Source organism: Actinomadura meyerae, assembly GCF_900188445.1.
Lineage (GTDB): Bacteria > Actinomycetota > Actinomycetes > Streptosporangiales > Streptosporangiaceae > Spirillospora > Spirillospora meyerae.
This window is the reverse complement of the sequence record NZ_FZOR01000040.1, coordinates 56,882-74,934: the sequence shown is the minus strand read 5'-3', so window position 1 is coordinate 74,934 and position 18,053 is coordinate 56,882. Positions and strand designations below refer to the sequence as shown.

The window sequence follows — 18,053 nt, the reverse complement described above, 5'->3', positions numbered from 1 at the left end:
GGGGACCGCATGACGGACCTTTCCCACCGTCCGCCGGCCGGCGAGGCCGACGACCGGCTCCGCTTCCCGATGCCGCGCCCGTCCTCGTGCCCGTTCGGCCTGCCCGCCGAGTACGAGCGGCTCCGGACCGAGGAGCCGGTGGCGCGGGCACGGCTCGCCGACGGCCGGCAGGTGTGGCTCGTCACCCGCTACGACGACGTCCGCACGACGCTCACCCACCCGGGGGTCTCCGCCGACCTGCGCACCCCCGGATGCCCGGTGCCCGGCGGCCTCCCCCCGCTGCCCGCGGGCATCCCGGTGCCGTACTTCCGCACCGACCCGCCCGAGCACACCACCTACCGCAAGCTGCTGCTGCCGAGGTTCACGGTGCGGCAGGTGCGGAACCTGCGCCCCCGGATCCAGGAGATCGTCGACCGCACGCTGGACGACATGGGCGAGATCGGGCCGCCCACCGACCTGGTGCGGACGCTGGCGCTGCCGGTCCCGTCGCTGGTGATCTGCGACCTGCTCGGCGTGCCCTACGCCGACCACGAGTTCTTCCAGGAACGCGCGGAGATCCCGCTGCGCCGGACCAGCACCCCGCACGAGGTGCTCACCGCGATGGGCGAGCTGCGCGGCTACCTGGGCGAGCTGCTGGAGAGCAAGCGCCGCGACCCGGGCGAGGACATCCTGAGCACGCTGGCGGCGGTCGACTCCGAGGGCGGGCAGGCGGACCGGATCGTCGCCACGGCGCAGGCCCTGCTCAACGCCGGGCACGAGACCACCGCCAACATGATCTCCCTGAGCACCCTGCTGCTGCTGGACCGGCCCGAGCTGGTCGCCGAGCTCCGCGAGGACGCCGCCCGCTGGCCCCACGCGGTCGAGGAGCTGCTGCGCTACTTCAGCATCGGCGACCTGGCCGCCGCGCGCGCCGCCGTCGAGGACGTCGAGATCGGTGGACAGCGCATCCGCGCCGGGGACGGGATCTACGCGCTGGTCGGCGCGGCCAACCGCGACCGGGACGCCTTCACCGACCCCGAGGAGTTCGACATCGGGCGGGCCGACCAGCCGCACGTCGCCTTCGGGTTCGGGGTGCACCAGTGCATCGGGCAGAACCTCGCCCGGGTCGAACTGGAGATCGTCCTGGAGAGCCTGTTCCGGCGGTTCCCGAAGCTGCGCCTGGACACCGACCCGGCCGGCCTGTCGTTCAAGAACGACTCGGTCGTCTACGGCCTGCACGCCCTGCCGGTCGCATGGTGACCGCCATCCGGAGAGGACCGGACGGGATGCTGGTCCTGGACCGCGCGGAATGCATCGGCGCCGGCCAGTGCGTCCTGCACGCGCCCGAGCTGTTCGACCAGGACGACGACGCCGGCCTGGTGGTCCTGCGCCGCGACATCGCCGAGCGCGACCTCGACGCCGTCCGGACGGCGGTGGAGGCGTGCCCGTCGGGGGCCCTCCGGCTCGCCGGGCGACGCGACGGCGGGCACCCGCCCGCCCGGACCCGACGCCCCGAGAACCGAACCGAGACGGAGGACCCGTGACCCGCACCGTCGTCATCGCCGGAGCAGGCCCGACCGGGCTCATGCTCGCCTGCGAGCTGAGGCTGGCCGGCGTTCCGGTCGTGGTCGTCGACCCGCAGGGCGAACGGCCCGAGCGGTCGAACGGCATGGCGGTCCACGGCCGCACCCTCGAGATCTTCCGGAAGCGCGGGCTCACCGAGCGCATCCGCGAGGAGGACACCTTCGTCTGGCCGCGGACCCCGTTCGCCTTCCTCTGGCTCGACCTCGACACGGTCGGCGCGGAGGACCTCACCACCGCCTACCCCCAGTGGCGGACCGAACGGCTCCTCGCGGAGCGCGCCGCCGAACTGGGAGCGGAGTTCCGGTACGAGTGCCGCGTGACCGGCGCCGAGCAGGACGAGACCGGCGTCACCGTCACCGTCGAGTCCGCCGGCGGCGCCGACCGGCTCCGCGCCGCGTACCTCGTCGGCTGCGACGGGCCCGGGAGCACGGTGCGCGACCTGGCGGGCATCCGCTTCGACGGCGACGGCCCGACCTACCTCGGTCTGCTGGGGGACGTGGCGGTCCCCGCCGGAGGGGAGCTGTTCGAGCAGGATCTCGGTCAGGCGGGCCTCTTCGGGGCGCTGCCCCTCGAACCCGGCATGATCCGCCTGATGACGATCGAGTTCGGCGCGGATCCGTCCGGTCCCGAGGAGCCGGTGACGGTCGAGGAGCTGCTGGCCGCGGTGAAACGCGTCGCCGGCCGCGACGTCGAGGTCGGCGAAGCGAGATGGCTGTCCCGGTTCGGCGGCCCGAACCGGCTGGCCGAACGGTACCGCGCGGGCCGGATCCTGGTCGCCGGGGACGCCGCGCACCACCTGTTCATCTCGGGCACCCAGGGGCTCAACACGGGTGTCCACGACGCGGTCAACCTGGGCTGGAAGCTCGCCGCCGAGATCGACGGCACCGCGCCCGCCGGGCTGCTCGACACCTACGAGGCCGAACGCCGCCCCGTCGGCGAGCGGATGTACCTGCACGCCCAGGCGAGCATGGCGCTGATGCATCCGCTGGACCGGATGGAGCCGGTCCGCGCGGTCCTGGCCGAGTTGCTCCGCTTCGACGAGGTCAACCGGCACCTGCTGGGGTTCACCACCTCGACCCGGTACCCGATGCCGGACGGAGGCGGGCACCCCCTCACCGGGCTGCCGCTGCCGGACGTCCCCGTCACCACGGACGCGGGCGGCACGAGCACCGCCGACCTGCTCCGGGACGGCCGGGGGCTGCTGCTCGACCTGTCGGGCGGGGACCTTGAGATCCCCGGCCTCGACGGCTGGGACGGCCGGGTCCGCGTCGTCACCGCCGCGCCCGCCGCGGAGCTCGACGCGGCCGCACTCCTCGTCCGGCCGGACGGCCACGTCGCCCATGCCTGCGAGAAGGCCGACGGAGCCGGCCTGGAGAACGCCCTGCGCCGCTGGTTCGGCGACCGGCGGGCCACAGAACGGCTTTAGGCGCCCTGAAGATCGCCTTTACCCGTGGCCTGCACCGTGGCCACGAGAACACCCCGCGTTCCCCCGGGACGTACCGACCGAAGGAGAGCACCACCATGGCCGACACCACCACGGACACCGCCCAGAGCCCGCGCGCCGTCGTCGAACGCGTTCTCCAGTGCATGGTGGACATCGACATGGCCGGTTTCGGCGAGCTGTGGGCCGAGGACGGCGTGCTCGACGTCCCCTTCTCCTCCGAGGGCCAGCCGCGCCGGCTGGAGGGCAAGAAGGCCATCAGCGACTACCTGATCGAGGGCCAGCGGCTCACCCCGCTCAAGCTGGAGTCCATCGAGGAGGTCGACATCTACGAGACCTCCGACCCCGAGGTGATCGTCGCCGAGTTCTACGGGCTCGGCTCGGTGAACACCACCGGCGGCAAGTACCGCACCCGGTACCTCGGACTGGTCCGCGTCCGGAACGGCGAGATCGTGCTGTACCGCCACTACTCCGAGCCGGTGGAGTGGCTCATCGCCGCCTCCGCGAAGTGACCCGGCCGGCCGTCAGGAACGGAGCATCCAGGTGAGCGAGTCCCAGCTCCTGAAGGGGCGAACGGCCCTGATCATCGGAGGCAGCCGCGGCATCGGCGCGGCGATCGCCCGCCGGTTCGGCGCCGCCGGCGCGGCCGTCGCGGTGAACTACCACCGCAACGCCGACGCCGCCAAGTCCGTGGTGGGCGACATCGAGGCCGCCGGCTCGTCCGCGGTGGCGGTCGGCGCGGACGCCGCCGACCCCGACCAGGTCGCGGCCGCCGTCCGGGAGGCGGTCGCGGCCCTCGGCGACTTCGACGTCCTGGTCTGCAACGCCGCCGGCCAGACCGACGACGCGGTGGAACGGTACCGGGCCGGGCTGACCGACGCGGTGGTGGCCGCCCCGCAGATCCTCGACCAGGTCCACACCCAGCTCGCGGCCTCCCTCTACCCGGTCCGGGAGGTCGTGCCGGGGATGCGGCGGCGCGGGGGAGGGAGCATCGTCTTCATCGGCGCGACCTCCTCCCGGGGCCGCCCGCCGCGCGGCACCGGGGAGATCACCATCGCCAAGTCCGCGCAGGACTCGCTGGCCCGGGTCCTGGCCGCCGAGCTGGGCGGCGACGGCATCCGGGTCAACATGCTCGCGCCCGGGATGGTCCCCACCGACGCCAACGCGGGCCCGCACCAGGAGGCCATGATCGCGGAGTTCGGCAAGCAGGCCGCGCTCGGCCGGGTGTCCTCCACCGACGACGTCGCGGGTGTCGCCCTGGCGCTGGCCTCCGGCATGACCGGCCAGCTCACCGGCGCCTACCTCGGCGTCGACGGCGGGGCCGCGATGCTGTGAGCCCGGCTCCGCCGCACACCCGGCGTGCGCGGCGGACCGGCCTCACCCTCCAGGGAGCCGTGACGCTGTGGCATTCGTCATCACCGCCGACCTCCTCCTCCCCGGTCCCGACGGCGAGGAGGTCCCCGACGGGGCGGTCCTCGTCGCCGGGGAGCGGATCGTCGCGTCCGGGCCCCGGCGGGACGTCCTCACCGCCGCGGGGCCCGGCGTCCCGGTCGACGACCGTCCGGGGCGCACCCTGCTCCCCGGACTCGTCGACGCCCATGTGCACCTCGTGTTCGACGCCGGCCCCGACCCGGTCGGCGCCCTCGCCGCGACCTCCGACGACGACCTGCTGGCCGCGATGGCCGAGCGGGCGCTCACGCTGCTGGACTGCGGCGTGACCACGGTCCGCGACCTGGGCGACCGCGGCGGGATCGCGATCAGGCTCCGCGACCTGATCGGCTCCGGCGCGGTGCCCGGTCCCCGGCTGCTGGCCGCCGGGCCGCCGCTCACCCCGGCCGGGGGGCACTGCTGGTTCCTGGGCGGCGCGGTGGCCGGGCCGGACGACCTGCGGGCGGCCGTGCGGCGCACCGCCGCGGCGGGCGCCGACCTGATCAAGATCATGGTCACCGGCGGCAATCTCACCCCCGCCGGACCGCCGACCTGGGAGACGCAGTTCCGGCCCGCCGAGATCGCGGCGGTCGTCGCGGAGGCGCACCGGCTCGGCCGCCCGGTCGCGGCGCACGTCCACGGCGGCGACGGGGTCGCGGCCGCGCTGGAGGCGGGCGCCGACACCCTGGAGCACTGCTCGTTCCTGCCCTCCCGGCCCGGCGCCACGGGCCCGGCCGCCCCGGCCGGGCTCATCGGCGCGATCGCCGCGCGCGGCGTGGCGGTGTGCCCCACGCTCAGCGCCGTGATCACACGGAACCGGCGGCTGGCGGGCGAGGAGCGGCTGCGCCCCTGGCTCGACCTGATCCGCCACGAGCACGAGTCCGGCGTCCGGCTGGTCGCGGGGACCGACGCGGGCATCCCGCACTCCCCCTGGGACGGCTACCTCGAAGGACTGCGCTGGTTCGAGCGCGCCGGCATCCCCCGAGGGCAGGTCCTGGAGATCGCCACGACCCGGGCGGCCGAGGCGCTCGGGCTGGGGCACCGGACCGGACGCGTCGTGCCCGGCGCCGACGCCGACCTGCTGGTCGTCGAGGGAGACCCCCGAGCGGACCTCGCGGTCCTGGGCGCCCCCGAACTGGTCGTCGTCCGGGGGCGCGCGCACGTTCCCGGCCGGAGACCCATCCCACCCCTCTCAGTTAGGAGCAACGACGCATGACCCGAGCATCCGCCCCTGCCCTGTCCGTTCTCGACACCTCCTCGGTGTGGCAGGGGGCGTCGACCGCCCAGGCCCTCCGCGACAGCCTCGAACTGGCCGTCGCGGTGGACCAGCTGGGCTACACCCGCTACTGGGTCGCCGAGCACCACAACACCGCCAACGTCGCCAGCAGCGCCCCGGCCGTCCTGATCGGACGGCTCGCCGCGGCGACCGCCACGCTGCGCGTCGGTTCGGGCGGGGTGATGCTGCCCAACCACGCGCCGCTCGTCGTGGCCGAGCAGTTCGGCACCCTGGAGGCGTTTCATCCCGGCCGGATCGACCTGGGAGTCGGCCGCGCCCCCGGCACCGACCCGGCCACCGCCGCGGCGCTGCGCCGCGCCCCGGAGGCCGGCCCGGAGTTCTTCGCCCAGCAGGTCGACGAGCTGCGGCGGTACTTCGACGAGCCCGGCGAGACCGACGGCGGCAACCGCACGCTGGCGGTGCCCGCGCTCGGCAACCGGCCCGCGATGTGGCTGCTGGGCTCCAGCTCCTCCAGTGCCCGGCTGGCCGGTGAATGGGGCCTGCCGTTCGCCTTCGCGCACCACTTCAACCCGTCGGGCGCCGCGGACGCGCTCGAGGTCTACCGCCGGTCGTTCCGGCCGTCGCGGGAGTCCGACCGGCCCTACACGATCGTGGCCGCCTCGGTGATCGGGGCCGACACCGACGAGCGCGCCGAGTGGCTGTCCCTGCCGCTCAAGCAGGTCACGCTGAACCTGTTCAGCGGCAACCGCGCCACGCCCAACCTCGGCCCCGACCAGGTCGCCGAGCTGCGCTGGCCCCCGGCCGCCAGGCAGTTCGTCGCCGAGCGGCTGGCCTCGAGCCTGATCGGCGGCCCGGAGACCCTGCGGCGCAGGGCGGCCGGGCTGCTGGAGGAGACCGGGGCCGACGAGCTCATGGCCCTCACGCCCGTGCACGACCCCAAGGAGCGGGTCCGCTCCTACGAGCTCCTCGCCGAGGTGCTGTCCTCCTGACCGGCCGCGGCGTCCGGCCGCGGCACCACTCACCGATGGGTTGGCAACATGACCGACACCGAAGCGATCTCCGAGATCACCGACTATCCGCAGGATCGGCGGGACCGGATCGTCCCCTCCCCCGGGCTGGCCCGGCTGGGGGCGGACGGCCCCGGCCGCATCAGGCTGGAGCACGGTCACACGCCCTGGCTGCTGACCCGGTACGCCGACGTCCGGGCGGCCCTGGCCCAGTCCGCCACCAGCGCGGACGTGACCGACCCGGACCTGCCCCGGGTCGGTCCGCTGATCCCCGGCCCCAACCTGATGTCCTTCCTGAAGATGGACGAACCGGACCACGGCCGGCTCCGCCGGATGGTGACCGCCGAGTTCACCCACCGCCGGGTGCAGGCGCTCCGGCCGCGCATCGAGGCGCAGGTGGAGGGCCTGCTGGACGAGCTGGCGGACCGCGAGCCCCCGCTCGACCTGCTGCGCGAGTACGCGATGGCGGTGCCCTCGCGGGTGGTGTCGGAGCTGTTCGGCATCCCCGCCGGGGACCGCGCGATGGTCCAGTCGGTCAGCGAGACCATCGCGTCCTCGACCGCCGACCCGGCGGACGCCGCGCAGGCGTTCGGGCGGCTGACCGCCTACCTCGACCAGCTCACCGCCCGGTACGAGGCGGAACCGGAGGACAACCTGCTGGGCCGGGTCGCCGAGCGGTACGTGGCTCCCGGCGAGCTGTCGCACGAGGAGTTCGTGGCGATGGCCCGGCTGCTGGTGGTGGCGGGGCACGAGACCACCGCGCAGATGATCGCCCTGTCGGTGCTCGCGCTGCTGGCCGCGCCCGCCGAGCTGGCCAAGCTGCGGGCCGACCCGGGGCTGTGGAGCGGCGCGGTCGACGAGCTCCTGCGGTTCCTGTCGATCACCCAGGTCGGGGTGGTCCGGCTGGTGACCGGGGACGTCGAGATCGGCGGCTGCCCGATGGGGCGCGGCGACGGTTTCGAGGTGAGCCTCCCGGCCGCCAACCACGACCCGTCGGTGTTCCCCGAGCCCGGCCGGCTGGACGTCGAGCGGGACGCCTCCGCGCACCTGGCCTTCGGGCACGGCGTCCACCAGTGCCTGGGGCGGTCGCTGGCGAAGGCGGAACTGGAGACGGCGCTGCGCGGCCTGCTCACCCGGTTCCCCGGACTGCGGCTCGCCGTCGGCGAGGACGAGATCGGCTACCGCACCCGCCACGACTTCGTCTTCGGCGTGCACGAACTTCCCGTCACCTGGTGAAACGGCCGTCCGCCGGCACCCGGTGAGCGGCGGGCCGGCCGGGCCGCGGGCCGATTGCGAAACGGAGGAGAATTCCGTATCATCGAGAAACGAAATTTTCCTCCGTTTTAGCTCGGCGCCCATCCGTCCACGTCTCACGAGGAGAGACCCATGTCAGAGCGCACGGCCGCCGCGGGCGACGCACCGCGGACCAAGGCACCGGAGGGAGCGGACAGAACCGCACGAGGCCTCGGCATCGCCCTCGCGCTCATCGTCACCCTGCAGCTGATGGTGGTCGTCGACACCGCCATCGTGAACATCGCCCTGCCCGACATCCAGGCGGAGCTGCACTTCTCGCCGACCGGCCTGGCCTGGGTCCTCAGCGCGTACACCCTGCCCTTCGGAGGTCTGCTCCTGCTGGGCGGCCGGCTGAGCGACGTCTTCGGGCACCGGCGCATGTTCGTGCTCGGCGTGGCGCTCTTCACGATCGCCTCGCTGGTCGGCGGCATCGCCCAGAACAGCGAGACGCTGCTGGCGGCGCGGGCCGCCCAGGGCATCGGCGCGGCGTTCGCGGCACCCGGCTCACTGGCCCTCATCGCCACCAACTTCCCCGCCGGGGAGGCGCGCAACAAGGCGCTGGGCATGTTCACGATGGCCGCCGGGTTCGGCATGGTCCTCGGCCTGGTCCTCGGCGGCGTGCTCGCCACCGCGTCGTGGCGCTGGGTCATGTTCGTCAACGTGCCGTTCGGCGCCCTGATCACGGTCCTGTCCCACCGGTACATCACCGAATCCGCCCGCAACCCCGCCCGCTTCGACCTGTCCGGCGCGCTGACCTCCACCATCGGCATGACGTCCCTGGTCTACGGGCTGATCCGGGCCGCCTCCAACGGCTGGGGCGACGGGCAGACCCGGTGGTCCATCGGAATCGCCGTCGTGCTGCTTGCCGCGTTCGTGGCCATCGAGACCCGGACCCGGGACGCGATCATGCCGTTGCGGCTGTTCGCCGACCGCACCCGGTCGGCCGCGTACTTCTGCATGTTCCTGCTGCCCGCGACCATGTCGAGCATGTTCTTCTTCCTGAGCCAGTTCGCGCAGGAGGTGCTCAGGTTCAGCCCGCTGACGGCCGGGCTGTCGTTCCTGCCGATGGCGGTCACCCAGCTGCTGGCGGCGCGCTACGCGCCCAAGCTCATCCCGAGAATGGGCTCCAAGAACGTCGCGCTGGTCGGCATCGTCGGCACCGTCGCCGCCAGCCTCTGGCTCAGCCGGCTGTCGGCCGACAGCCTCTACTGGGTCGACGTCGCGGGCCCGACCGTGCTGTTCGGGCTGGGCGTCGGGCTGTGCTTCATGCCGCTCAGCGCGGTGATCCTCGCCGGGCTGCCGCCGCAGGACGCCGGGGCCGCCTCCGGCACCCTCCAGACGCTCCAGCGCGTCGGCGGCTCCCTCGGCATCGCCATCCTCGTCACGGTCTACGGCACCGCCCTGCGCAACGCCGCGGACGATCCGGACCCGGCGCTCACCGCCGCGCAGCGGGCGCAGGAGGGGCTCGCGCACGGGATCGCGACCGCGTTCCTCGCGGGTGCGGTCTTCGCGGTGCTGTCGCTGATCGTGACGCTGGTCTTCGTCAAGGTGCGCAAGCCGCCCGCTCAGACCTGACCGGATGATCCCCGCCCGAGCCGCGCTCCCCGCCGGGGGGCGCGGCTCGGTCATGCCCGGCGGAGGTCCGGCGGAGGTCCGGCGGAGGTCCGGCGGAGGCCGGGCGGGCGACGGAGACCGGAACGCCGTGTTAAGAGGCGCTTTAGAAACCCCCCGGAGACTCGGACAGCCCGCCGCGCGCCAGCGGCGGCGCACCGCCCGACCGCCACGCCGAAGGGGAGCAGCTCATGATCCCGAGACCGTCCCGTCCTGCCCGGGTGGTCCTCGCCGCCGGCATCGCGGTGGTCCTGTCCAGCGCCGGATGCGCGTCGGGCGGAGGCTCGGCGGACGCGGGGAGGGGATTCGTCTTCGCGACGGACATGGAACCCGACTGCCTGGACCCGCAGTACAGCGCGCTCGACGTCACGGCCACCGTGGACCGGCCGATCTTCGACTCGCTGGTCGCGATGTCCTCCGACGGGAGGTTCCATCCCTGGCTCGCCGAGCGGTGGACCGCGGGGCGCGACGGCCGGTCCTACACCTTCACCCTCCGCCGGGGCGTACGGTTCCACGACGGGACGCCGCTCGACGCGGCGGCCGTCAAGGCCACCCTCGACCACGCGGTCGACCCGAAGACCAAGTCGCGGTACGCGGCCAGCCTGATCCGCGGGTACCGGGGCTCGGACGTCGTCTCCCCCACCACGGTCCGGGTTCGGCTGGACGAACCGAACGCGGCGTTCCTCCAGGCGCTGAGCACTCCGTACCTGGGGATCCAGTCCCCCGCGTCGATCGAGAAGAACGCCCGGGGGCTGTGCGGCGCTCCCGTGGGGTCGGGACCCTTCAGATTCGTCGGCTGGACCCGGTCCAAGAGCATCACCCTCGCCCGCAACCCCGGGTACTCCTGGGGCCCCGCCACCGCGGCGAACCGGGGCGCGGCCCGGATCCCCCGGCTCACCTTCCGGATCATCTCGGAGAACAGCGTCCGGCTGGGCGCGCTCACCAGCGGCGAGGTGCACGCCATCGACAACGTCCCGGCGCTCAACATGAAGACGCTGGAGCGGTCGTCGAGCGCCACCGTGAAGCGGGCTCAGGTCCCCGGGGCGGTCTTCGGCGTCTTCCTCAACGGGACCAAGGGCGTGCTGGCCGACGAACGGGTCCGGGTCGCCCTGCAGCGGTCGCTGGACATGGACGCCATCGTCAAGTCCGTCTACATGGGCAGGGCCTCGCGCGCCTGGAGCCTGCTCAGCCCCGCCACCGTCGGGTACGAGCCCAAGACCGTCGGGTCGTGGCCGTACGACCCCGCGCTCAGCGCGCGGCTGCTGGACCAGGCGGGCTGGACCGGACGCGACGCCGAGGGCTTCCGGACCAAGGACGGCAGGCGCCTGACGCTGCGGTGGCCCTACCAGGCCCAGTTGTTCCGCGACCGCCGGGACGTGCTCGCCCAGGCGATCCAGGCCCAGGCCAAGCGGGTGGGGATCCACGTCGACCTCCGGAGCGTCGACGCCGGGACGCTGACCCAGCAGGTGCTCGCCGCCCGCGACCGGATGGACGTGATGGGGGCCAGCTTCGTCCGCCCGGAGCCGGACATCCTCCGTTACTTCTACGCGGCCGACCGCTTCCCGGGGAAGGGCGGCGGCAACTTCTTCCGGTACACCGACGGAAAGCTGGACGGCTGGCTCACCGACGCCGCCGAATCCACCGACCCGGACGAACGCCGGCAGATCTACAGCCGGATCCAGCTGCACCTGAACGCGCACGCCCTGGTGATCCCGACCTACGTGCCGGAACGCGTGCTCGGGGTGTCGAAGAAGGTGGCGGGGCTGGGCTTCGACGCCTCGGCCACGCCCTTGTTCCACGAAGCCTCGCTCAAGCCGTAGAAGGGACGACCATGGCTGCCACGGCCCGCTGGCTCGTTCGCCGGCTGCTGCTCAGCGTGCTGGTGACGCTGGGCGCGGTGACCGCCGCGTTCGCCGGCCTGCACCTGACGCCGGGCGACCCCGCCCGCGTGATGCTGGGCGGCGCGTCCGCCTCGCCCGAGCTGGTCGCCCAGGTCCGGCTGGAACTCGGGCTGGACCGGCCGCTCATCGTGCAGTACGGCGCGTATCTCGCCGACCTGCTCCGCGGCGACCTCGGCCGGTCCTACCAGCTCCAGGAACCGGTCGCGCGGGTGATCGGGACGCAGCTGTGGCCGACGGTCGAGCTCGGCCTGGCCGGGCTCGCGGTGGCGGCGCTGCTCGCGCTGGCCCTCGCGGTCGCGACCGCCGGGCGGCGGCGCCGGCTCCGGGCGCTGGCGACGGCGTTCGAGCTGACCATGGCGTCCTCCCCGAGCTTCTGGATCGGGGTCCTGCTGCTGGCGCTGTTCGCGTTCCGGTGGCAGCTGTTCCCCGCCTCCGGCGGGGCGGGGCCCGCGTCCCTGGTGCTCCCGGCGCTCACCCTGGGGCTGAGCCTGGCCGGGGTGTTCGCGCAGGTGCTGCGCGAGGGGCTGGAGCGGGCCCTGGAGGAGCCGTTCGTGCTGAGCGCGCGCACCCGGGGCAGCGGCGACACCGCCGTGCTGCTCCGGCACGCCCTGCGGCACGCGCTGCTGCCGACCATCACGCTGGCCGGCTGGGCGTTCGGCGCGCTGCTCAGCGGCGCGGTCGTGATCGAGACCATCTTCAACCGGCAGGGCCTCGGCCGGGTGATGATCACCGCGATCGGCGGCCGGGACCTGCCGGTGGTCACCGGTGTCGTCATCGTGGCCGCGGTGGCCTTCACGGTGATCAACCTGCTGGTCGACTGGCTGTACCGGGTGATCGATCCCCGGCTCGCGGCGGCCGCCCGGTGACCCCATCCCCCTGGAGACGCGATGACCCTTCCCGCCGCCCCCGCGCTCACCCGCGCCCTCGGCCGGCCGGGCCGCCTCGCGGTGCGCCCCGGCCCGCTGCTGGCCACCGGCTTCCTGCTGCTGGTCGCGCTCGCCTTCGTCTGGCCGAGCCTGCTGGCCCCGGCCCCGCCCGACGCCACCGGCCCCGACCTGCTGGCCGCGCCGAGCGCGGCGCACCCGCTGGGAACCGACCAGCTCGGCCGCGACCTGCTCAGCAGGATCGTGCACGGCGCGCGCCCGTCGCTGACCATCGGACTCGGCGCCACCGCCATCGGCGTGTCGGCCGGGTCGGTCCTCGGTGTCCTGGCCGCCACGGCGGGACGCGCCGTCGATGAGGCGATCATGCGCGTGTCGGACGTCTTCCTGGCGTTCCCGGGGCTGCTCCTCGCGCTGCTGGTCGTCGCCGTCCTCGGGCCGGGGACCGGTAACGCCACCCTCGCGATCGGCTGCTCGCTGACGCCGGGGTTCGTCCGCCTCGCCCGGAGCCAGGCGCTGCTGGTGCGGGAGTCGGACTACGTCCGCGCGGCCGTGGTGCTGGGCCGCCCGCCGCGCTCGCTGTTCCTGCGGCACCTGATGCCGAACGCGCTCCCGCCGGTGCTGGTGCTGGCGATGATCCACGTGGGCACCGCCATCATCGCGGGCTCCTCCCTGAGCTTCCTGGGGCTCGGCCCCGCACCGCCCACCCCGGAGTGGGGCGCGATGCTCGCCGAGGGCCGCGAGTTCCTCGACTCCGCATGGACGGTGGCCGTGTTCCCCGGCGTGGCGGTCACCGCGACGGTGGTGTCGGTGAACGTGGCGGGCCGGGCCCTGCAGCGACGATTCGAGGGGAGGCTGCCCGATGTCGCGGAGAAAGGACGCTGAGGCCGCGGGCCCGCTGCTGTCGGTCGACGCGCTGCGGGTCTCCTTCGGCGGCGGCCGGGACCGCGCCGAGGTGGTCCGGGGGGTCGGCTTCACCCTGGACCGGGGCGACTGCCTGGCGATCGTCGGCGAGTCCGGCTCGGGCAAGAGCGTGACCGCACGGGCGCTGCTGGGGCTGGCGGGCCGGGGGTCGACCGTCACCGGCGGGATCGAGCTGGACGGCGAGGACCTCACGGCGATCGACGATCGGCGGTGGCGGCGGATCCGCGGCGGCCGGATCGGCATGGTCCTGCAGGACGCGCTCTCCTCCCTCGACCCGGTGCGCACCGTCGGGGCCGAGGTGACCGAGGCCATCGGCAACCACCGCACCCTCCCCCGCGCGGAGCGGCCCGCCCGCGTGGTCTCCCTCCTGGAGCGCACCAGCGTGCCCGATCCGGGCCTGCGCGCCCGCCAGTACCCGCACGAGCTGTCGGGCGGGCTGCGCCAGCGCGCCCTGATCGCCTCCGCGATCGCCGCCGACCCCGACCTGATCATCGCCGACGAGCCGACCACCGCGCTGGACGTCACCGTCGCGGCGGAGATCCTCGACCTGCTGGACGGGCTCCGCCGGCGCGGCGTCGCGCTCCTGCTGATCAGCCATGACCTCGCCGTGGTCGCCCGGATGGCCGACCGGATCGCCGTCATGCACCGGGGGAGCTTCGTCGAGCACGGCCCGACCGAGCGGGTGCTGCGCTCCCCCGCGCACCCCTATACCCGGCGGCTGCTCGGCGCGGTGCCCACGGCCGGGCGCAGGAACGCGCCGCTCATGCCGCCGGAACCCGCGAAGAGCGGTCCCGCCCCCGAGTCCGGCTGCCGGTACGCGCACCGGTGCGCGCTGGCCGTCGACCTGTGCCGGACCGAGGATCCCGCGCCCGTGCTCCTCACCGCGGAGCACCGGTCCTGGTGCCACCGGACCGGAGACCGCGAACCCGCCCGCCCCGCCGCCCCCTCCGCGCGGCGCGCGCCCGCCGCCGAACCCCGGACGCTCATCGAGGTGGACGGTGTCGCCAAGTCCTACCCCGGCCCGGACCGGACCCGCCGTCCCGCCGTGGAGGACGTGTCGCTGACCCTGCGCGAGGGGGAGACGCTCGGCGTCGTCGGCGAGTCCGGCTCGGGGAAGACCACCCTGGCGGGGATCATCCTGGGGCTGGTCCGGCCCGACCGGGGCTCGGTGCGCTTCCTGGACCGGCCGTGGTCCCCCGCGCCGGAGTCCGCGCGGCGTCCGCTGCGCGACCGCATCCGGTTCGTCCAGCAGGACCCGATGGCCTCGTTCGATCCGCGCTACACCGTGGAACGCGTGGTCGCGGAGGCCGTCGGCGCGTCCGGGGCACTGGCCGCGCGGGGCCGCCGCGACACCGTCGTGGCGCTGCTGGAGCGGGTCGGACTGGACGCCGGCTTCCTGCGGCGGCACCCCGTCCGGCTGTCGGGCGGGCAGCGCCAGCGGGTGGCCATCGCGCGGGCCCTCGCCTCCGAACCCGACGTCATCGTCTGCGACGAGCCCGTCTCCGCGCTCGACGTCTCGGTGCAGGCCCAGATCCTCGACCTGTTCGCCGAACTCCGCGACGACCTGGGCATGGCACTGCTGTTCATCTCCCACGACCTGGGCGTCGTGCACCACCTCAGCGACCGGGTGCTGGTCATGCGCGAGGCGCGGGTGGTGGAGAGCGGCCCGGTCGACCAGGTCTTCAACGCCCCGCGCGCCCCCTACACCCGGACGCTGCTGTCCGCCCTGCCCGCACTGGCCGTGCCGGAACCGGCGGCGGACCAGCCCGTCGATCACACCCTCTGATCAGGAGAAGCCATGACCGACGCCCCCGTCCCGCCGACCCCGGGCCGATGCCCGATCGACCTCGCGCCCGACTACGCGCCCCCGCTGTCCTACGCCGAGGGCAGGCCCGACGACCGGCCGCTGTGCCCGGTTCGGCTGCCCAGCGGCGACCAGGTCACCATGGCGACCCGCTACGAGGACGTCCTCGTCGTCCTCCAGAATCCGGTGTTCAGCCGGGAGCTCGGCTATCCGGGCGCGCCGCGCGTGGTCGACGCGGCCGACGTGCACCACGACCCCGACGCGTTGATCAACATGGACCCGCCCCGCCACACCCGGCTGCGCAAGCTGGTGTCGGGGGCGTTCACGCCCCGCCGCCTCCAGGCCTGGCAGCCGCGGGTGGAGAGCATCACCGAGGAGCTGGTGGAGGAGTTCGGCTCCGGTCCGGCGCCCGCCGACCTGGTCTCCGGCTTCTCCTTCGTCCTCCCGGTGCGCGTGATCTGCGCGCTGCTCGGCGTGCCCGCCGACGACCACGAGCAGTTCCGCCGGTGGACCACCGCGTTCCTGTCCACCACCGCGTTCACCGCCCGGGACCGCGCGGTGGCCCGGGAGGAGTTCGCGGGCTACCACCGGTCGCTCATCCAGTACCGGCGCGAGCACCCCGGCGACTCGCTGATCGACGCGCTGATCAGCGCGGCCGACGACCGCGGCTCGCTGACCGAGCCCGAGCTGGTCCGGCTCACCATGTCGCTGATCGTCGCCGGGCACGGCACCACCGCGAACCTGCTCACCCGCGCCGTCTTCACGCTCCTGGTCAGCGGCGGCTACGCCCGGCTGGCGGCGGACCCGGCGCGGATCCCGGCGGCCGCGGAGGAGCTGCTGCGCCGCGAGATGCCGGTCGACGGCGGGCTGCGCGTCGCGCTGGAGGACGTCGAGCTGCCGTCCGGCCCGGTCCGCAAGGGCGAGGTCGTGCTCCCCGCGATCACCATCGCGAACCGGGACCCGGCGGTCTACCCCGCGCCGGAGCGGTTCGACATCGACCGGTACGCGGCGGGCGAGGACACCGAGGCCGCGCGCGGGCACCTCGCCTTCGGCCAGGGCGCCCACTACTGCGTGGGCGCGGGCCTGGCCCGGCAGGAGGTCCAGGTGGCACTGGAGACCCTCACCCGCAGGCTGCCCGGCCTCCGGCTGGCCGTCCCGGCCCCCGAGGTGCCGTGGACCGAGGGAATGATCGTCCAGGGGATAACCGAACTGCCCGTCACCTGGTGACGGGCCGGCGGGGGCGTCGGTTCAGCCGGTGCGGACGGTCAGCGCGCCGGCGACCAGGTCCCCGATCTCGCGCTGGTGGCGGTCGATGAAGAAGTGGCCGCCGGGGAACACCCGCAGGGTCGCGCCGGCGGTGGTGTGCCGCTCCCAGTCCCCGGCCTCGTCCAGGGTCGTCAGCGGGTCGGCGTCCCCGGCGAGGACCCAGAGCGGGCAGGTGGGGTCGGGGCCCGGCGGCCGCCGGTAGCGTTCGATCGCGGTGTAGTCCGCGCGCACCACCGGCAGGACGAGCCGGCGCATCTCCTCGTCCCCCAGCACCCGCAGGTCGGTGCCGCTGAGCCGGTTCAGCTCCGCCACCAGCGCCTCGTCGTCGCCGAACCGCACCCGCTCCGGGCGGATCCGGGACGGGGCGCGCCGCCCCGACACGAACAGGGCCCGGGGCCGGACCCCCGCCTCGTGCTCCAGCAGCCGCGCGACCTCGTACGCCAGGGTCGCGCCCATGCTGTGCCCGAACAGCGCGGGCGGCTCGCCGCCCAGGCCCGCCACGGTCTCGTAGGCCGACCGGGCGAGGGCCAGCACGTCGTCGACGAGCGGCTCGTGCCGCCGGTCCTGCCGCCCCGGGTACTGGACGGCCAGCACCTCCACCTGCGGGGCCAGCCGCTCGGAGAGCCAGTGGAAGGCGGACGCCGAGCCGCCGGCGTGCGGGAAGCACACCAGCCGCACCCGGGCGTCCGGTGCGGGGTGGAAGCGGCGCAGCCACCGGTCGGCGGCGCTCATCCGGCCTCCCGGTACTCGTGCACCTCTCCGGACCGCTGGATGGACCGCCACAGCTCGCGCAGGTGGGGCCCCGGCTCCAGGCCCAGCTCCCGCTGGAGCGTCGCGCGCGCCTTCGCGTAGACGTCCAGCGCGTCGGCCCGCCGCTCGGAGTGGTCCAGCGCCAGCATGAGCTGCCGGTAGAAGGCCTCGTGCAGGGGATGCTCCGCGGTGAGCTGGCGCAGCACGCTGACCAGCTCCCGGTGCCGGCCCAGCCGCAGCTTGGCCTCCACCAGCATCTCGTTGCACTCCAGCCGGATCTCCTCCAGCCAGAACGCGAAGCCGTTGATGATCGGCCCCTCCCGCAGGTCGCTCAGCACCGGACCGCGCCACATCGCCAGCGCCCGTTCGAACTCCGCCCGGGCCGCCTCGTAGCGCTGCTCCCGCATGAACTCGCGGCCGCGCGCCACCAGCGACTCGAAGACGGCGAGGTCGAGCTCGTCGCGGTCAAACCGCAGCAGGTAGCCGGGGGCCCGGGTGATGATCGGCCCGGGCCCGCCCGTGGCGGGCGACAGCAGCTTGCGTAACTGCGAGATGTAGACGTACAGGGCCGCCGTCGCCCGCTGGGGCGGATGCTCGCCCCAGATCTCGGTGCTGAGCTGCTCGATCGACACCACCTGGTTGGCGCGGATGAGGAGCGTGGCGAGCACGATCTCCACCTTCCTCGCACTCACCGTCACAATCTCCCCGTCCTTGACCACACGCAGGGATCCCAGGACCTCGTATCTCAAGACGCCTCCGTAGTGGGAGCTCGGCACACGGCTCCGATAGCCGAGGCCGTACGGGCGTCTCCCAGCGTCGCAACGGGCGGAGGATCACGTCGTCAGAGAAACTACGTATCTCTTGCGGGAAGCACTTATGAGCCCGTAAGCCCCCGCGCTCCTCCGGTGAGGCCGCGCCAACACCGTTAGCACCGCTTTAGCCGCCGT

16 protein-coding genes are annotated in these 18,053 nt (G+C 74.2%); 14 read left to right on the top strand and 2 right to left on the bottom strand.

Annotated features, from left to right (window positions below):
- The first annotated feature begins 9 nt into the window (after positions 1-9).
- The 14 genes from CHF16_RS31275 to CHF16_RS31210 all read left to right on the top strand — a co-directional run bounded on the left by CHF16_RS31275 (position 10) and on the right by CHF16_RS31210 (position 16,317).
- Positions 10-1,239, top strand: a complete 1,230-nt coding sequence (locus CHF16_RS31275) for a cytochrome P450 (protein ID WP_245869582.1) — start codon at positions 10-12, stop codon at positions 1,237-1,239.
- A 26-nt stretch (positions 1,240-1,265) separates the two neighbouring features.
- Positions 1,266-1,523: a ferredoxin gene (locus CHF16_RS31270; protein WP_179271786.1), complete on the top strand. Its 258-nt coding sequence runs from the start codon at positions 1,266-1,268 to the stop codon at positions 1,521-1,523.
- Positions 1,520-2,989 carry an FAD-dependent monooxygenase gene (locus CHF16_RS31265; RefSeq protein ID WP_089329758.1) on the top strand — a complete coding sequence of 490 codons (1,470 nt, stop codon included), beginning with the start codon at positions 1,520-1,522 and terminating at the stop codon, positions 2,987-2,989. The genes CHF16_RS31270 and CHF16_RS31265 overlap by 4 nt, the downstream gene beginning before the upstream one ends.
- Before the next feature lie 95 nt (positions 2,990-3,084).
- Positions 3,085-3,516 (top strand): nuclear transport factor 2 family protein, encoded by a 432-nt coding sequence (locus tag CHF16_RS31260; protein ID WP_089329757.1) that lies wholly within the window; start codon positions 3,085-3,087, stop codon positions 3,514-3,516.
- A gap of 31 nt (positions 3,517-3,547) precedes the next feature.
- Positions 3,548-4,339 carry an SDR family NAD(P)-dependent oxidoreductase gene (locus CHF16_RS31255; RefSeq protein ID WP_179271785.1) on the top strand — a complete coding sequence of 264 codons (792 nt, stop codon included), beginning with the start codon at positions 3,548-3,550 and terminating at the stop codon, positions 4,337-4,339.
- Positions 4,340-4,406: 67 nt separating this feature from the next.
- Positions 4,407-5,648, top strand: a complete 1,242-nt coding sequence (locus CHF16_RS31250; RefSeq protein WP_089329755.1) for an amidohydrolase family protein — start codon at positions 4,407-4,409, stop codon at positions 5,646-5,648.
- On the top strand, positions 5,645-6,658 hold the full coding sequence (locus CHF16_RS31245) for an LLM class flavin-dependent oxidoreductase (RefSeq protein WP_089329754.1): 1,014 nt from the start codon (positions 5,645-5,647) through the stop codon (positions 6,656-6,658). Before CHF16_RS31250 ends, CHF16_RS31245 begins: the two co-directional genes overlap by 4 nt.
- A gap of 48 nt (positions 6,659-6,706) precedes the next feature.
- The gene (locus tag CHF16_RS31240; RefSeq protein ID WP_089329753.1) at positions 6,707-7,912 is read left to right on the top strand and encodes a cytochrome P450; all 1,206 of its coding nucleotides are present in this window, start codon (positions 6,707-6,709) and stop codon (positions 7,910-7,912) included.
- Between the two features lie 150 nt (positions 7,913-8,062).
- Positions 8,063-9,544, top strand: coding sequence for an MFS transporter (locus CHF16_RS31235; protein WP_089329752.1), 1,482 nt, complete (start codon positions 8,063-8,065; stop codon positions 9,542-9,544).
- Between the two features lie 227 nt (positions 9,545-9,771).
- A complete protein-coding gene (locus tag CHF16_RS31230; protein ID WP_089329751.1) occupies positions 9,772-11,400 on the top strand; it encodes an ABC transporter substrate-binding protein in 1,629 nt (542 codons plus the stop codon).
- Positions 11,401-11,411: 11 nt separating this feature from the next.
- Positions 11,412-12,347 (top strand): ABC transporter permease, encoded by a 936-nt coding sequence (locus CHF16_RS31225; RefSeq protein ID WP_089329750.1) that lies wholly within the window; start codon positions 11,412-11,414, stop codon positions 12,345-12,347.
- Between the two features lie 21 nt (positions 12,348-12,368).
- A complete protein-coding gene (locus CHF16_RS31220) occupies positions 12,369-13,247 on the top strand; it encodes an ABC transporter permease (RefSeq protein ID WP_089329749.1) in 879 nt (292 codons plus the stop codon).
- Positions 13,225-15,072: a dipeptide ABC transporter ATP-binding protein gene (locus CHF16_RS41615; RefSeq protein ID WP_089329748.1), complete on the top strand. Its 1,848-nt coding sequence runs from the start codon at positions 13,225-13,227 to the stop codon at positions 15,070-15,072. The genes CHF16_RS31220 and CHF16_RS41615 overlap by 23 nt, the downstream gene beginning before the upstream one ends.
- 12 nt (positions 15,073-15,084) lie before the next feature.
- Positions 15,085-16,317, top strand: a complete 1,233-nt coding sequence (locus tag CHF16_RS31210; RefSeq protein ID WP_089329747.1) for a cytochrome P450 — start codon at positions 15,085-15,087, stop codon at positions 16,315-16,317.
- A gap of 21 nt (positions 16,318-16,338) precedes the next feature.
- Here CHF16_RS31210 and CHF16_RS31205 read toward each other — a convergent pair whose 3' ends face one another.
- A complete protein-coding gene (locus CHF16_RS31205) occupies positions 16,339-17,088 on the bottom strand; it encodes a thioesterase II family protein (protein ID WP_089329746.1) in 750 nt (249 codons plus the stop codon).
- Complete coding sequence (locus CHF16_RS31200) at positions 17,085-17,798, bottom strand: AfsR/SARP family transcriptional regulator (RefSeq protein WP_218826928.1); 714 nt, start codon at positions 17,796-17,798, stop codon at positions 17,085-17,087. Before CHF16_RS31200 ends, CHF16_RS31205 begins: the two co-directional genes overlap by 4 nt.
- Positions 17,799-18,053 lie beyond the last annotated feature (255 nt).

Excerpts from the sequence above, each read along its gene's own strand:
- CHF16_RS31245 (WP_089329754.1), top strand. The coding sequence starts at position 5,645 with ATGACCCGAGCATCCGCCCCTGCCCTGTCCGTTCTCGACACCTCCTCG.
- CHF16_RS31205 (WP_089329746.1), bottom strand. The coding sequence starts at position 17,088 with ATGAGCGCCGCCGACCGGTGGCTGCGCCGCTTCCACCCCGCACCGGAC.
- CHF16_RS31260 (WP_089329757.1), top strand. The coding sequence starts at position 3,085 with ATGGCCGACACCACCACGGACACCGCCCAGAGCCCGCGCGCCGTCGTC.
- CHF16_RS31235 (WP_089329752.1), top strand. The coding sequence starts at position 8,063 with ATGTCAGAGCGCACGGCCGCCGCGGGCGACGCACCGCGGACCAAGGCA.
- CHF16_RS31270 (WP_179271786.1), top strand. The coding sequence starts at position 1,266 with ATGCTGGTCCTGGACCGCGCGGAATGCATCGGCGCCGGCCAGTGCGTC.
- CHF16_RS31275 (WP_245869582.1), top strand. The coding sequence starts at position 10 with ATGACGGACCTTTCCCACCGTCCGCCGGCCGGCGAGGCCGACGACCGG.
- CHF16_RS31210 (WP_089329747.1), top strand. The coding sequence starts at position 15,085 with ATGACCGACGCCCCCGTCCCGCCGACCCCGGGCCGATGCCCGATCGAC.
- CHF16_RS31220 (WP_089329749.1), top strand. The coding sequence starts at position 12,369 with ATGACCCTTCCCGCCGCCCCCGCGCTCACCCGCGCCCTCGGCCGGCCG.
- CHF16_RS41615 (WP_089329748.1), top strand. The coding sequence starts at position 13,225 with ATGTCGCGGAGAAAGGACGCTGAGGCCGCGGGCCCGCTGCTGTCGGTC.
- CHF16_RS31230 (WP_089329751.1), top strand. The coding sequence starts at position 9,772 with ATGATCCCGAGACCGTCCCGTCCTGCCCGGGTGGTCCTCGCCGCCGGC.
- CHF16_RS31240 (WP_089329753.1), top strand. The coding sequence starts at position 6,707 with ATGACCGACACCGAAGCGATCTCCGAGATCACCGACTATCCGCAGGAT.
- CHF16_RS31225 (WP_089329750.1), top strand. The coding sequence starts at position 11,412 with ATGGCTGCCACGGCCCGCTGGCTCGTTCGCCGGCTGCTGCTCAGCGTG.